13 protein-coding genes are annotated in these 14,067 nt (G+C 70.7%); 5 read left to right on the top strand and 8 right to left on the bottom strand.

The window, feature by feature from the left end; genetic code table 11:
* Window positions 1-30: 30 nt before the first annotated feature.
* On the bottom strand, window positions 31-1,311 hold the full coding sequence (gene purD, locus VGT80_RS04015) for a phosphoribosylamine--glycine ligase (RefSeq protein WP_327453119.1): 1,281 nt from the start codon (window positions 1,309-1,311) through the stop codon (window positions 31-33).
* Between the two features lie 116 nt (window positions 1,312-1,427).
* Between purD and VGT80_RS04010 the strand changes: the two genes are divergently transcribed.
* The 3 genes from VGT80_RS04010 to VGT80_RS04000 all read left to right on the top strand — a co-directional run bounded on the left by VGT80_RS04010 (window position 1,428) and on the right by VGT80_RS04000 (window position 4,736).
* Window positions 1,428-2,072 carry a sensor histidine kinase gene (locus tag VGT80_RS04010; protein WP_327453117.1) on the top strand — a complete coding sequence of 215 codons (645 nt, stop codon included), beginning with the start codon at window positions 1,428-1,430 and terminating at the stop codon, window positions 2,070-2,072.
* A gap of 5 nt (window positions 2,073-2,077) precedes the next feature.
* Entirely contained in the window at window positions 2,078-2,344 is a 267-nt protein-coding gene (locus tag VGT80_RS04005; RefSeq protein WP_327453115.1) for a SemiSWEET transporter, read from the top strand.
* 88 nt (window positions 2,345-2,432) lie between these two features.
* Window positions 2,433-4,736 (top strand): tetratricopeptide repeat protein, encoded by a 2,304-nt coding sequence (locus VGT80_RS04000; protein ID WP_327453113.1) that lies wholly within the window; start codon window positions 2,433-2,435, stop codon window positions 4,734-4,736.
* On the opposite strand, the gene VGT80_RS03995 is transcribed toward VGT80_RS04000, so the two are convergent.
* From VGT80_RS03995 to rfbF, 7 genes are all read right to left on the bottom strand, one after another.
* Complete coding sequence (locus VGT80_RS03995) at window positions 4,726-5,382, bottom strand: hypothetical protein (RefSeq protein ID WP_327453111.1); 657 nt, start codon at window positions 5,380-5,382, stop codon at window positions 4,726-4,728. The two genes, VGT80_RS04000 and VGT80_RS03995, sit on opposite strands and share 11 nt — an antisense overlap.
* Window positions 5,379-6,185, bottom strand: coding sequence for an SDR family oxidoreductase (locus VGT80_RS03990; protein ID WP_327453109.1), 807 nt, complete (start codon window positions 6,183-6,185; stop codon window positions 5,379-5,381). The genes VGT80_RS03995 and VGT80_RS03990 overlap by 4 nt, the downstream gene beginning before the upstream one ends.
* A 5-nt stretch (window positions 6,186-6,190) precedes the next feature.
* On the bottom strand, window positions 6,191-7,255 hold the full coding sequence (locus VGT80_RS03985) for an FkbM family methyltransferase (RefSeq protein WP_327453107.1): 1,065 nt from the start codon (window positions 7,253-7,255) through the stop codon (window positions 6,191-6,193).
* Between the two features lie 66 nt (window positions 7,256-7,321).
* Window positions 7,322-7,852 carry a dTDP-4-dehydrorhamnose 3,5-epimerase gene (rfbC, locus tag VGT80_RS03980; protein WP_327453105.1) on the bottom strand — a complete coding sequence of 177 codons (531 nt, stop codon included), beginning with the start codon at window positions 7,850-7,852 and terminating at the stop codon, window positions 7,322-7,324.
* Window positions 7,852-9,093, bottom strand: a complete 1,242-nt coding sequence (locus VGT80_RS03975) for a class I SAM-dependent methyltransferase (RefSeq protein ID WP_327453104.1) — start codon at window positions 9,091-9,093, stop codon at window positions 7,852-7,854. Before VGT80_RS03975 ends, rfbC begins: the two co-directional genes overlap by 1 nt.
* Window positions 9,090-10,169: a CDP-glucose 4,6-dehydratase gene (gene rfbG / locus VGT80_RS03970; protein WP_327453103.1), complete on the bottom strand. Its 1,080-nt coding sequence runs from the start codon at window positions 10,167-10,169 to the stop codon at window positions 9,090-9,092. The genes VGT80_RS03975 and rfbG overlap by 4 nt, the downstream gene beginning before the upstream one ends.
* Window positions 10,136-10,903 (bottom strand): glucose-1-phosphate cytidylyltransferase, encoded by a 768-nt coding sequence (gene rfbF, locus VGT80_RS03965; protein ID WP_327453102.1) that lies wholly within the window; start codon window positions 10,901-10,903, stop codon window positions 10,136-10,138. The genes rfbG and rfbF overlap by 34 nt, the downstream gene beginning before the upstream one ends.
* 164 nt (window positions 10,904-11,067) lie before the next feature.
* On the opposite strand from rfbF, the gene VGT80_RS03960 reads away from it, so the two are divergent.
* Both VGT80_RS03960 and VGT80_RS03955 read left to right on the top strand, forming a co-directional pair.
* A complete protein-coding gene (locus VGT80_RS03960; protein ID WP_327453101.1) occupies window positions 11,068-11,859 on the top strand; it encodes a sulfotransferase domain-containing protein in 792 nt (263 codons plus the stop codon).
* Window positions 11,856-14,048: a tetratricopeptide repeat protein gene (locus tag VGT80_RS03955; RefSeq protein ID WP_327453100.1), complete on the top strand. Its 2,193-nt coding sequence runs from the start codon at window positions 11,856-11,858 to the stop codon at window positions 14,046-14,048. The genes VGT80_RS03960 and VGT80_RS03955 overlap by 4 nt, the downstream gene beginning before the upstream one ends.
* Window positions 14,049-14,067: the final 19 nt, after the last annotated feature.

Below are 14,067 nucleotides of genomic sequence, written 5' to 3'. Positions count from 1 at the left end.
CCCGGTGCGCGGCCGGGCAAGGCGGGAGCGTCAGCCGAGCTCGCGCTGCAGGGCCCGCCAGCCGATGTCGGACCGGCAGAAGCCGTCGGGGAAGTCGATCTTGCCGATGGCGCGATAGGCCCGGTCGCGGGCCGCCTGCAGGGTCGGGCCCGTGGCGCAGACGTTCAGCACCCGCCCGCCCGCCGCGCGCAGCGCGCCCTTCGCGTCGCGCGTCGTGCCCGCCTGGAAGACCACCACGCCCTCGCCCAGGTCATCCTCCGCGCCGCGGATCTCGCCGCCCGCCCGGGGCGTCCCCGGATAGCCCTTGGCGGCCATCACCACGCAGATCGCCGCCTCGTCGCGCCACTGGGGCGGCGGCATCTCCGCGAGCCGGCCGGTGGCGCAGGCGAGCAGATAGGGCGCGAGGTCGCTCTCCAGCCGCAGCATCAGGGCCTGGCACTCCGGGTCGCCGAACCGGACGTTGAATTCCACCAGCTTGGGCCCGTCACGAGTGGCCATCAGCTCCACGAACAGCACGCCACGATAGGGCGCGCCGTCGGCCGCGATGCCGGCGAAGGCGGGTTCGACGAGCCGCGTCCGCACCTGTTCGACCAGCTGCGGCGTGAACACCGGGGCCGGCGAATAGACCCCCATGCCGCCGGTGTTCGGCCCCTGCTCGCCATCGAAGGCCCGCTTGTGGTCCTGGGCCCAGCCGAACAGCATCGAAGTCGCCCCGTCGCATAGCGCGAACAGCGAGCCGATCTCGCCCTCCAGAAATTCCTCGATGACCACGCGCGCGCCCGCCGCGCCGAACCGGCCGCCGAGCGCGTCCTCCACGGCCGCCTCGGCCTCTTCCCGCGTGGCGGCGATCACCACGCCCTTGCCGGCCGCCAGGCCGTCGGCCTTGACCACATAGGGGGCGGCAAACAGGTCGAGCGCCGCCTTGGCCTCGCCCAGCGTCTCGCAGACCTGGTAGGCGCCGGTCGGCAGGCCGTAGCGGTCGCAGAAGGCCTTGGTGAAGGCCTTGGAGCTCTCCAGCTGGCCCGCCGCCGCCGTCGGCCCGAAACAGGGGATGGAGGCGGCCTGCAGCGCGTCGGCGAGGCCGGCGGCGACGCTCACCTCGGGCCCGACGACCACCAGGTCGGCCGCGATCTCCTGGGCCAGGGCGAGCAGGCCCGCGACATCGGTGGCGGAGACCGCACGCACCTCGCAGAGACGCTCGATGCCGGGATTGCCGGGCGCGGCCACCAGCCGGGACAGTTGCGGCGACTGCGCGATCTTCCAGGCGAGCGCATGCTCGCGTCCGCCGGAGCCGACCAGGAGGATGTTCATGCCGCCCGCGCTTAGGGTCGCGGCCGCAAGCGGTCAAGCGGCCAGCGCGGCGCGGCGTGGAACCGCGACCGAAGCGGCGCCTTTGTCTGATAGATGAGGGGAACCGGGCGGAGCCGATGACCGACGCCGAACGCGACAGGATCGCCGAGCTGGAGGCGCAGACCGACCGGCTCGCTGCGCGCCTGCGCGAGGTCGACCACCGCATCAAGAACGATCTGCAGCTGATCAATTCGGTCTTCGTCCTGCAACTGCGCAAGACCCCCGAGGGCGCCCAGCGGGAGATCGTGCGCGGCGCGCTCGACCGCGTCGCCGCGGTCTCGGGCGTGCACCGCCGGCTCGACGTCACCGACGACCCCAGGCGCTTCGAAGCCTCGGGGCTGGTGCGCGACCTTGCCGAGGACGCCGTGGGGAACGCCCGGCGCGAGGACGTCCGGCTCGAACTCGAGGTGGCGCCGGTCGCCATACCGGCGCGCCAGGCCGCGCCCCTGGCGCTGATCGTTGGCGAGCTGGTGCGCAACAGCCTCAGGCACGCCTTCCCCGGCCGCCCCGGCGCGATCCGGGTCGGCTTCGGCGCCGCGGACCGGCGGGTTCGCCTGGTCGTGTCGGATGACGGGATCGGCCTGCCCGCGGGCCTCGCCGCCCCGCGCGGGTTCGGCGCGACCCTGGTCGCCTTGCTGGCCCAGCAGCTGCGCGGCGAGATCGAGTTCGCCCCGGCCGACCCCGGCCTTGTGGCCATCGTCAGTTTCCCGCAGAGCGATTGACCCCCGTGAGCCTCCTCGCCAACACCGTCGGCGTCGCCGCCGCCCTATGCTCGATGACCAGCTTCGGGCCGCAGATCGTGAAGATCTGGCGCGAGCGCGACGCCTCGTCCGTCTCGCTGCGGATGTACATCGTCACCGTCACCGGCTTCAGCCTGTGGATCGCCTACGGCGTCTTGATCGGCAGCTGGCCGGTGGCCGGCTCCAACATCGTCTGCCTGCTGCTCTCGGCGACCATCCTGGCGCTCAAGTGGCGGTTCAGCCGCCGCCGCTGAGCGGGCCTGCGTCCCAGGGGGTTTCCATCGTGGCTCCGGCGATCTAAGCCTCCCTCCGCGGGCGGAGGGAAGGCGAAGTAGGCAAGGCATGAACCAGCGCTGGGACGCGGTTGACGAGGCGCTGAAGGCGGGCCGGACCGGAGACGCCATCGGCCTGCTCGTCGAGGGCCTGAACGAGGCCCCGGAACAGCCGGCGCAGGTCTATCGCGTGCTGCTGACCCAGCTCTACCGCACCGGCCGCCACGCCGAGGGCGAGGCCTGGTCCGCCAAGGCGCTGGCGCGGTTCCCCAAGGAGCTTGAGTTCTGGAACCTGCGGGGTGTCTTCCTGCGCCAGCTCAAACGCTATGCCGAAGGGGTGGCGGCGCTGGACGAGGCCATCAGGCTCAATCCCAAGCTCCCGGCGCCGCAGATCAACCGCGGCAACATCCTGCTCGACCTGGGCGATGGACCCCGCGCCGAGGCCGCCTTCGCCAAGCTGTCCCGCGGCGATCCGCGCAACGCCGAGTACCAGCGCCAGCTGGGCCGGGCGTTGCAGAAGCAGGGCAAGCTCGAACAGGCCATGGTCCGCTGGCGCCAGGCCGTGGCCCTGAAGAAGACCTATATCGAAGCCTGGCTCGACCTGGTCGGCGCCATGAACGAACTGCACCGCCAGCCCCAGGCCCACGAGGCGCTCGACAAGGCGATGGCCGCCAATCCGGATGAGCCGCGGCTCCATGAGGCCCGCGTCATCCTGCTGCGCCGGGCCGGCGAGCTGCGGAAGGCCGAGGCCTATCTGCAGGAGCTGCTGCCGAAATTCCCGGAGACCGGCTGGGTCTATTATCAGCTCGGCGCCACTGTCACCGACTACGACCGCGAGCGGGCCAACCAGTACCTGCGCAAGGCCATCGCGCTCGGCCCCGACCAGACGGACTATCTGATGGCCTTCATCGAGAGCCTGGAGCGGACCCGCACCGGCGACGAGGGCGCCAATATCGAGGAGGCTTACGGCCTGCTGAAGGGCCTGATGGCCCGCGAGAAGATCACCGCCTCCGCCCATCTGAAGATCGCCGCCGAGGTGCTGATCCGGGTCTGCGCCTTCGAGGCGCTGGAGCAGCTCGGCTCGTTCCGCGACGTGGGCCGCATCTGGGCCGAGAGCGGCCGCCACACCGCGCTCCTCAAGCAGATGGCCCGGGTGCGCAACGACGAGGACCGGCTGGAGCTGGTGGAGCAGCACCGCATCTGGGGCCGCGATGTCGAGGCCATGGCGGCCAAGAATCCCATCCGCAAGCCGCCGCCGCGCCCCGCCGACGGCAAGATCCGGCTGGGGCTGATGTCCTCGGACCTGCGCCGCCACCCGGTGGCCTATTTCGCCCTGCCGCTGTTCGACCACTTCGATCGCGACCGGTTCGAGCTCTATTGCTACTCCTACTACCAGGGCCAGGAAGACCCGGCTCAGCGGCACATCCGCGAGCAGGTCGCCGAGTTCCGCTGGCGCCCCGACATCAGCTCCCGCGACGCCGCCCAGATGATCGCCGACGACCAGCTGGACATGCTGATCGAGCTCGGCGGCACGACCCATATGAACAAGCTCGACGTCATGGCCTGGCGCCCGGCGCCGCGTCAGGCGAGCTGGCTGGGCTATCCGCACTCCGCCGGTCTCTCGACGATCGACTATTTCATCTGCGACCCGTTCAGCCGGCCCACCCGCCCGGAGCTGATGATCGAAACGCCGCTGGTGATGCCGCACAGCTGGCTGGCGTTGGGGCGGATGTTCTCCGACAACCATCCCATCGTCGAGGGCCTGCCCGAGGAGCGGGCCGGCTATCTCACCTTCGGCACGGCCAACAATCCGCACAAATACAGCCGCCCGGTGCTGCGCGCCTGGGCCCAGGTGGTCGCCAAGGTCCCGGGGTCGAAGTTCGCCTTCATCCGGCCGGAGGGCGGCACCGCCAGCTTCCGCGCCAATATCCTGGCCGAGTTCGCCGCCGAGGGCGTGACCGCCGATCGGGTGATCTTCCACACCGTGCGCGGCGCCCACATGGCGTTCTACAACCAGGTCGACATCACCCTCGACCCGTTCCCGCTCACCGGCGGCACCACGACCTGCGAGGCCTTGTGGATGGGCGTGCCGGTGGTGAGCCTGCGCGGCGAGGCCTTCTTCGAGCGGCTGAGCTATTCGATCCTCTCGAACGCGGGCGTGGGCGAGCTCTGCGCCCCGGACCTGGCGGGCTTCACCGAGATCGCGCTGTCGCTGGCCGCCGACCGCGAACGGCGCCGCGACCTGCGGCTGACGCTGCGGGACCGGATCAAGCAGAGCCCGCTCGGCCAGGGCGAGGCCTTCGCTCGCGACTTCTACGAGATGATCGCCCGCGCGGTCGCCGAGACGCCGGCCAAGGCCATGGCTAGAGCCTGAAATATTCCTTCAGCAGGTCGTCCGGCCGCGGCCGGAAGGAAAGCTCTCCCGCCTTGTCGCCGGCGAACACCAGCGAGCCCTTGGGCGTGCGCTTGTTGATCACCCGGACGCCCTGGCTGATCACGCAGTCGTCCTCCACCACCGCGCGGCCGACCACGGACGAATAGGGATAGAGCACCACCCGGTCGCCGATGGCCGGGATCTGGTCCTTGTGCCGTCCGACGTTGACGCCCTGGTAGAGCACCAACTGGTTCCCATAAGTGGCCTTGGCCAGGACGATGCCGACGCTGTGGCCGATGTAGAACACCTCCGGCATGGCGATCTCGTAGAACAGGTCGATGCCGTTGAAGGCCTTGTTCATCAGGAACAGGCGGGTCGGCGCCTCGGTGTCGCCGGACCGCGTCCAGATCGTATTGGCCAAATAATACAGATAGATGGTGTGCTGCGAGGACTGCAGGACGTTGAACTCGTCGGGCCGCCAGGGCGCGCAGCCGTTGATGCAGCGGTGTAGCCGCTCCAGCGCCTCGTCGATGTGCGCCTCGACCGCGCCGCGGAAGGCCGCCTCGCGCCCGTCGGGGACCACCGCCGCGCACTGGGCGGTGGTGTAGGCGATCAGGCTCTGGCGGGTATGGTCGCGAAGCTTCATGCGAGCCCCTTCAGATAGCCGGCGACCACATCCTTGACGCTCGCCGGGCGGACGCCAAGCGCCGTGAGCCGCGCGATGCTGGCGTTGGGCGGCGCCGCGGGCGTCGCCTGGCCGGTGAAGCTCACCCTCCAGCCCGCCGCCTCGAAGACCTCGGCGATCTCGGCGTTGGTCACCAGCTCGCCGCTCGCCACGTTGAAGATCGCCGGCGTCTCGGTCTGGGCGATCGCGATCAGCGCCGCCACGACATCGTCGAGGTGGATGTAGTCGCGGCCCACGGCCGGGCTGGAGTCCAGGACGATGTTCCGCTCGGTGCGCGCCCGGATCAGCCATTCGGAGAGGAACCCCGGCGCGCCGGCCTCCCAGTCATAGACATTGGCCAGTCGCGCCACCCGGCCGCGGCCGGCGGCCCGCGTCAGAGTCAGGTTCTCGCCCAGCGCCTTGGAGAGGTCGTACACCCGCCGGGGATCCATCGGATCGAACACCAGGGGCTCGTGCTCCGCGACCTGGGCCTTCGGCAGTCCGTCATAGAGCCGCGTCGAGGAGAGATAGACCAGCCCATCGAACCGATCGGCCTCGATGATCCGGCTCACCAGGGTGGCGTGGGCCTCGACCGTGTCGAAGGGGCGGCGGTCGTAGTCGGCGGTCAGGCCGGCGCAATAGAAGACCACGCCGAGGTCGCGGGTCAGCAGGTCCGGGTCGCCCTTCTTCGGCGCATGGATGTCCCACCCGTCGGCAGCCAGCCGGGCCTGGAGCCTCGCGCCCACGAAGCCCCGGGCGCCGACGATGGTGGCCAGCCGCCCCAAGACGCTCAGAGCCCTCCGACCGGATGGTGCAGCTTCGGATCCTTGTGCCGCAGCAGCTTCGGCGAGACGTCGCGCACGATCTTGTAGGCGTCCGTCTCGAAGATCGCCGGATCCTTCACCGCCACCATGTTGAAGCCGTGCGGCGGGCCTTCCAGGTGCACGGCGTCGGCCGGGATCAGCTCGATAGGCCGCCCCGACAGATCATAGTTCGAGTTGAAGTCCCTGAGCGCATAGACCGAGTAGCCGTGGTCGGTGAGCAGGCGGACGATCTCGGTGTTGGGCAGGCCATCCGACCAGTCGACATAGTGCCGGTGCACCTCGAACAGGATGTTGGGCGCCTGGCCCTTGGGCTGGGCCAGGAACGGCTCGGCGCCCTGCAGCGCGCCCAGCTCGGCGCCTTCGATGTCGACGACGATCAGGTCGAGGCGGTCGACACCGGCCGCCGTCAGGTAGTCGGCGATGGTGACGGTCTGGAAGCCGTCGTCGGCGCCGGCCTCGGCCACCTCGGCGGTGGCGAAGCTGTCGTAGCCCACGAGCTTCAGGCTGGTGCTGGAATCCGACCACAGCCCCTCCGGCCGCGGACGGATATTGGTCAGGCCGTTGAGCTCGGCGTTGCGGGTCAGCATGGCCCGCTGCTCGTTGTTCGGCTCGAAGGCGTGGACCACCCCGCCGCCCGGGGCGATCTCGCGGGCGATCAGCACGGCGTGGTCGCCAAAGTAAGCCCCGCCGATCACCACCTGCTTGGCGCCCTTGGCCAGGTTCACCAGGATGCGGCTGGTCTGCGGCTCCCAGGCATGGTCGGGCGCCTGCGGCTCGCTCATCACGAAGTCGCGGGCGATCTTCGAGCGGTAGAGGAATTCGAAGGTGACGCCGCTGGACAGCGTCTTCTTGATCACCTGGTCGTCGTCGAACAGGGCGTCCACCAGCGGGCCGGTGATCTCCTCGCGCACGTCGACGCCGGGCGCCTTGATCTCATGCTCGAAGGCGATCAGCCCGCGGATGAAGGCCGCGCGCCAGTCCTCGGTCTCGGCGATTTTGGAAAGCGCTTCGAGCGCCTTGTCGTTGGGCATAAGCGAACCTGTCCTATTCGGTCGGCTTCTCTAGCAGATTGAGCCGCGCCGCTCAGCCCCCGCAGTTCAGGCCGGATAATCCGGATAGCCGGCGTCGCGATCCGAGAGGATGACCGGCGCCATGGGCCAGGCGATGGCGAAGGCCGGATCGTCCCAGCGGACGCCGGCCTCGTGGCCGGGCTCGAACCTGGGCGCGATCTGGTAGAGCACGTCGCTTTCCGGCGCCAGGGTCAGGAAGCCGTGGGCCACGCCCTGCGGGATCAGCAGGGCGCGGGCGTTGTCGGCGCTGAGTTCGGCGGCGGTCCAGCGCCCATGGGTCGGGCTGGCCGGCCGCAGGTCCACCGCCACGTCGAAGATGCGGCCCCGCACGCAGCGCACCAGCTTCACCTCCGCGTGGGGTGCGCTCTGGTAGTGCAGGCCGCGCAAGGTCCCCACCTGCGGATTGCGCGACAGGCTGGTCTGGGCGGGAACGAAGGGATGTCCCGCGGCGGCGAACTCGTCGGGACATTGCAGGCGGGCGAACGCGCCCCGCGCATCGCCCTGCGGCTCGATGTCCACGAGGACGACGCCTGCGATCTCCATTTCGGTGAAGCGCATCAGGCGATCACCTGCGTCTCCGGCGAAGCGGTCACGAACCGGCCGCCCCAGCCGTCGATGAAAGACAGTTGGGCCCTGATCTCGTCCTTGAGATTCCAGGGCAGGATCAGCAGGAAGTCGGGCTTGATCCGCGGCACCTCGGACGGCGCCAGGATCGGCACGTGGCTGCCCGGCAGGAAGCGGCCCTGCTTGGCCGGATTGGCGTCGAAGGCGGCGACGATCTGGCGGGCCGTCACGCCGCAATAGTTGAGGAAGGTGTTGCCCTTGGCCGCCGCGCCATAGGCCGCGACCCGCTTGCCCTCCACCTCGGCGTCTTCGAGGAACTTCAGGAAACTCGTGCGCACCGCCTCCACCCTTGGCGTGAAGCCGTCGTAGGTCTCGATCCGGTCGAGGCCGGCGGCCTGTTCGCGGGCCCGCAGGGCGCGCAGGGCCTGGGTTTCCTCGCGGCCCGAGCCCAGGTGGCAGACGAACAGCCGCAGCGACCCGCCGTGGGTCGGCAGGAGCTCCACATCGAAGGGGCGCAGCCCATTGGCCCGCAGCACCTGCTCAACGGCCAAGAGCGACAGGTAGGAGAAGTGCTCGTGGTAGATGGTGTCGAACTGCACCTTCTCGATCAGGTTCAGCAGGTGCGGGAACTCGAAGGTCAGCACGCCCTCTTGCTTCAGCACATGCTGAAAGCCCGCCACGAAGCCGGCGATGTCCGGCACGTGGGCCAGGACGTTGTTGGCGGCCATCAGGTCGGCGCGCACGCCACGGGCCGCCATCTGGCGGGCGGTTTCGGCATTGAAGAACACCACCTCGGTGGGCACGCCGCGGGCGCGGGCGGCCTCGGCGGTATTGGCGGTGGGCTCGATGCCGAGCACGGGCACGTCCTTGGCCACGAAGTGCTGCAGCAGGTAGCCGTCGTTGCTGGCCACCTCGACCACCAGCGACTCGGGCCCCAGGCCGAACCGCTCGGTCATCGCCTCGGCGTAGCGCCGGGCGTGCTCCACCCAGCTCGCCGAATAGGAGGAGAAATAGGCGTAGCCCTCGTCGAAGATCGCCTCGGCCGGCACCACGTCGTCCACCTGCACCAGGAAACAGGCGTGGCAGACCCGGGCGTGCAGCGGATAGGCGGCCTCCACCCCCGCGGCGAGCTGCTCGGGCGTGAGATAGCTGTTGGCCAGCGGCTGGTCCCCCAGGTCCACCAGGGTGTGGGTCAGCGGCGTGCGGCAGAAGCGGCAGAGGGGGGCAGAGGTCATCGGCCCGCTTCGTAGTCCTCGATCTGCCTCTGGCACAAGGCGAGTGCGTCTTCGCCGGCGCCCTGCCGGCGATACCAGTCCATGGTCAAGGCCACCGCGGCGGGCGCGTCGAGCCGGCTTTCGAAGCCGATCGACCGCTTGGCCAGGCTGGCGTCGATGGCCAGCGAGCGGGCCTCCAGCGACGTCGGATCGGGTTCGTGGCGCCAGGGCCGCCCGCCCAGCGCCTCGACGCCGAGCGTCGCGAGTTCGCCGACCGTGACCTGCGGCCCGCCGGGCCGGGGGCCGAAGTTCAGCGCCCGCGGCGTCGCCGGATCGGTCGCCAGCGCCTCGAGGTGGGTGAAATATCCGGCCAGGCAATCGAGCACATGCTGCCAGGGCCGGGTCGCCTCGGGATGGCGCAGCACCACCGCCTCATGGGCGCGCGCGGCGCGCACGATGTCGGCCACGATGCGGTCGGCCGAGAAGTCGCCCCCGCCGATCACATTGCCGCCGCGGGCCGTGGCGAGCGGCGCGCCGGCCGGCTCGAAATAGCTGCGGGCAAAGCTCTGGGTGACGATCTCGGTCGCCGCCTTGGAGGCCGAATAGGGGTCCTTGCCGCCCAGCGGATCGCCCTCGGCGAAGGCGCGGCCGGTCTCGGCGTTGGCATAGACCTTGTCGGAGGTGACCACGAGGGTGGCCTTGGGCGGGCGGGCGCGCAGGGCGTCGAGCAGGTGCGCCGTGCCCATGATGTTGCTGGCGAAGGTGTCGACCGGGGCCGCCACGGCGGTGCGCACGATGGGCTGGGCGGCCATGTGCAGCACGAGGTCGAACTCATGCGCGCCCACGAAGGCGTTCACTGCGGCCCGGTCGCGCAGGTCGATGAGGTGGGAGTCGATGAGCGATCCGACGCCTGCCAGCTCGAACAGGCTCGGCGTCTGGTCGGGCGCCAGCGCCAGGCCGGTGACCTCGGCCCCGAGCTGCCTGAGCCAGACGGCGGCCCAGGCGCCCTTGAAGCCGGTGTGGCCCGTGACGAGGACCCGCCGGCCCCGCCAGAAGCCGGCGTTCACCGCCGCCACGGCGCCTGGCCCGACGCCCACATGGCCTCCAGGACATTCTTGTCGCGCAAGGTGTCCATGGGCGCCCAGAAGCCGTCGTGCCGAAAGGCCATCAGCTGGCCGTCGTGCGCCAATCCGGTCAGCGGTTCTTGTTCCCAGATGGTCTCGTCGCCCGCGATGCGGTCCACGACCGAAGGCTCAAGCACGAAGAAGCCGCCGTTGATCAGGCCGTTGTCGCCGGGGGGCTTCTCGATGAAGCGCTCCACCTTGCCCTCGGCGATCTCCAGGGCCCCGAACCGGCCGGGCGGCGAGACCGCGGTGACCGTGGCCTCGAGCCCGTGCTTCTTGTGGAAGTCGGCCAGCGCCCGGACGTCCAGGTCGGCGACCCCGTCGCTGTAGGTCAGGAAGAACGGCTCGTCCGGGTTCAGGTATTGCGCCACCCGCTTGAGGCGGCCGCCGGTCATGGTGTCGGCCCCGGTGTCCACCAGGGTCACCCGCCAGGGCTCGCTCTTGGTGGCGTGGTACTCGATGGCCCCCTTGGCGAGGTCGACGGTCAGGTCGGCGTTATGGAGCACATAGTTGGCGAAGTACTCCTTGATCACGTAGCCCTTGTAGCCAAGGCAGACGATGAAATCGTTGAAGCCGTAGTGCGAGTACAGCTTCATGATGTGCCAAAGGACCGGCCGGCCGCCGATCTCGATCATCGTCTTGGGCCGCAGGTGGCTCTCTTCCGAGATCCGCGTGCCGAGGCCGCCTGCCAGGATGACTGTCTTCATATCCCGCCTTCGCCGGGCTCCTGGCCCCCCACATCCGCGGGCGGACCGCGGATCGCGCCCCTCTTATCGCGCCCCTCTTATCGCGTCAGTCGGGAAATCGCCAATCGCTGCGGCGCCCCTGCGAGGCCTTGCCGCGCCCGGGCCCGCCGGGGCATGTGGAGGCCATGGCTGAGGCGCCGCGGGTCAACTTCATCATCGCCGGGGTCCAGAAGGGGGGCACCACGGCGCTGTTCGACTACCTGTCGGACATGGACGACGTCGCCCTGTCGCGGGTCAAGGAGACCCACTTCTTCGACGATGACGCCCGCGACTGGGCGGCGCCGGACTATGGCCCCTATCACGCCCTGTTCGACGATCCCGCCGGAGGGCCCGGGCCCGACCCCAAGGGACCGTCCCGGCCGTGTGGCGAGGCGACGCCGATCTACCTCTATTGGCCGAACTGCCTGGAACGCATCTGCGCCTACAATCCGGCCATGCGCCTGATCGTCCTGCTGCGCGATCCCGTGGAGCGGGCCTGGTCGCAGTGGCGGATGGAGCATGTGCGGGGCCACGATCCGCACCCCTTCGCCTGGTGCATCCGCCAGGGCCGCATGCGCCTGTTCGAGGACGCGACGCCGGACAGGCCCTGGGGCGCGCACCGCGAGTTCTCCTACGTCGAGCGCGGCTTCTACGGCGAGCAGCTTGAGCGGCTGTTCCGGCTGTTCCCGCGCGACCAGGTGCTGGTGCTCCGCTCCGAGGCGCTGCGCGACGACCCGTTCGCGACGCTTTCGGCCGTGCGGGCCTTCCTGGGCCTGCCCGCCGCCCGGCGCCTGCCCGCGGCGCGCGAGGTGTTCGTCGGCCCCAGACTCGAGGATGCGGCGCTGACCGCCGAGGACGCGGCCTTCCTGCGGGCCCTCTACGCCCGGGATCAGGCCCGGCTGGCCGCCGTCGCCGGCGATGGCGCCGCGGGTCGATGACCGATCTGGACGCCTCCGCGGCTGCCGCGTTGGAGGCGGCGCGCGCCCTCTACGCCGGAAGAGACTACGTCCGCGCGCTGGGCCGGACGCGCGCCGCGATCGAAGCGTTTCCCGAGGACGCGGCCCTCTGGAACATCCATGGGGTCCTTCTGCGCCAGCTCGGACGTCCGACCGAGGCGCTGGCGGCGCTGGATCGGGCGGCGGACCTGGCCCCCGACCTGCCGGCCGCGCGGGTGAACGCCGCCAATGTGTTGCTCGACCTCGGCCGCGTGGCTGAGGCGGCGGCGCGGTTCGCCGAACTCGCCCGGCACAATCCTCACTCGGCCGCAGCCCGGGCGGGACATGGCCGCGCCCTTCTAGCCCTCGGACAGGCGAACCAGGCGGCGGTGGAGCTCCGCGTCGCCACGCAGCTCGACCCAACCGTGGCCGGCGTCTGGCTGCGGCTGGCGGAGGCGACGGCGGCGGCTGGAGGCGCCGAGGCGGCGCTGGCCGTGCTGGATGAGGCGCTCCACCTCCAGCCCGACAATGCGGACCTGGCGGAGGGCGCGGCCGCGCTGATGCTGCGCTTCGGCGCCGCGGACCGGCTGCAACGTCACCTCGCGGCAGCCGAACAGCGCCATGAGCATGCCGCCTGGGTGCAAGCGTACTGGGGCGAGATGCTCGTGGAGCGTGATCCGGCGGAGGCGGAACGCCGCCTCCGGCGGGCCGGTGAGCTTGCGCCGAACGACGTCGGGCCGCCGATCGCGCTGGCCGCCCTGCTCTCCGGCGCCCGCGGCAAGCGCCCGGAGCTGGACCTGGCCGGGGCCCAGGCGCAGGCGCGGCGCGCCGTCGCCCTCGGCGGGGGGGATGCGGCGCGGCTCCGGCGCCTGCGGGAGGTGCTGGGGCGGCTGTGGGACTTCGAGGCGATCGCCCAGCTCGGGCGTGGGGCCGAGATCGGCCGGGCGCTGGTCGCGGCCGGGCAGCCGCAACTGTTGCTCGCGCAACTGCCGTGGGCGCAGACGCCCGAAGACCGGCGCGAGCTGCTGGCGCAGCATCGGCTCGCGGCCGCGCCCTTCGAGGAGCTGGCGCAGCAGCAGCCCATCCGACGACGCGCTTCCGTGCGCGGCGGCGCACCGATCCGACTGGGGCTGCTGTCCGCGGACCTGCGGATGCATCCGGTGGGCCTGTTCGCCGAGCCGCTTTTCGAACACCCCGACCGGCGGTTCGAACTGCACATCTACGATCTGGATCCCCTGCCGCCCGATCCGCTCAAGGCGCGCTTCGCCGAGCGTGCGCACGCGGTCCGCGCCCTTGCGGGAAGGCCGCCCAGCGACATCGCCCAGGCGATAGCCGGCGATGGCATCGACATCCTTCTCGACCTCGGCGGCTGGACGGGCGCGAACCGGCCGGAGGTGCTGGCCTGGCGGCCCGCGCCGTTGCAGTTGAGCTGGCTGGGCTATCCGCTCGCCACCGGCTTCGCGGCGGTGGACGGCTTCATCTGCGACGCCGCCAACGCGCCGGAGAATCCCGAGGACCTCGGGGTCCGTCCGCTCGTGCTGCCCCGCAGCTGGGTCGCGTTCGGGCGCGCCTTCGCTGAACGCGGAGCGCCGCCCGTTCAGCCCCGCGCCTCGCGAGAGGGCGTGGTCTTCGGCACCACCAGCGGCGCTTACAAATATACTCCGGCCGCATTGCGCGCCTGGGCCGCCATCGTGCGGGAGACCCCGGGTTCGCAATTCCTGTTCATCCGGCCGGAGGCGGCCTCCTCGATCTTCCGATCGAACGTCGCCCGGCTGTTCGCCGAGCAAGGGGTCGACGAGAGCCGCCTACGCTTCGAGGCGGTCTCGGGGCCGGCCTACCTGCAACGGCTGGGCGAGATCGATATCTGCCTCGACACCTTTCCGCTCACGGGGGGCACGACCACGCTCGACGCCCTTTGGTGCGGCGTGCCGGTGGTGACGCTGCGCGGGAAGGCCTTCCATGAGCGGATCGGGGCCTCGATCCTTGCCGGCGCAGGACTGGAGGCGCTCATTGCCGACAGCCTGCCCGATTTCGCCGCCAAGGCGCGCGACCTCGCGCTGGACGCCACGGGCCTGGCCAGGCTGCGCGGCGGCCTCCGCGAGCGCTTGCGCGTCGGGCCCTTAGGTGACGCTCCGGGCTTTGCGCAGGTGTTCTACGATGCGATGGCGCGCGAGATGGCCCATCCGAGATAGATGAGCGCTGTTGAGAACA

It is taken from the genome of Phenylobacterium sp. (assembly GCF_035944335.1).
Classification (GTDB): domain Bacteria; phylum Pseudomonadota; class Alphaproteobacteria; order Caulobacterales; family Caulobacteraceae; genus Phenylobacterium.
Note: the sequence above shows the minus strand (reverse complement) of the source record. Positions and strands in the feature narration are given on the sequence as shown.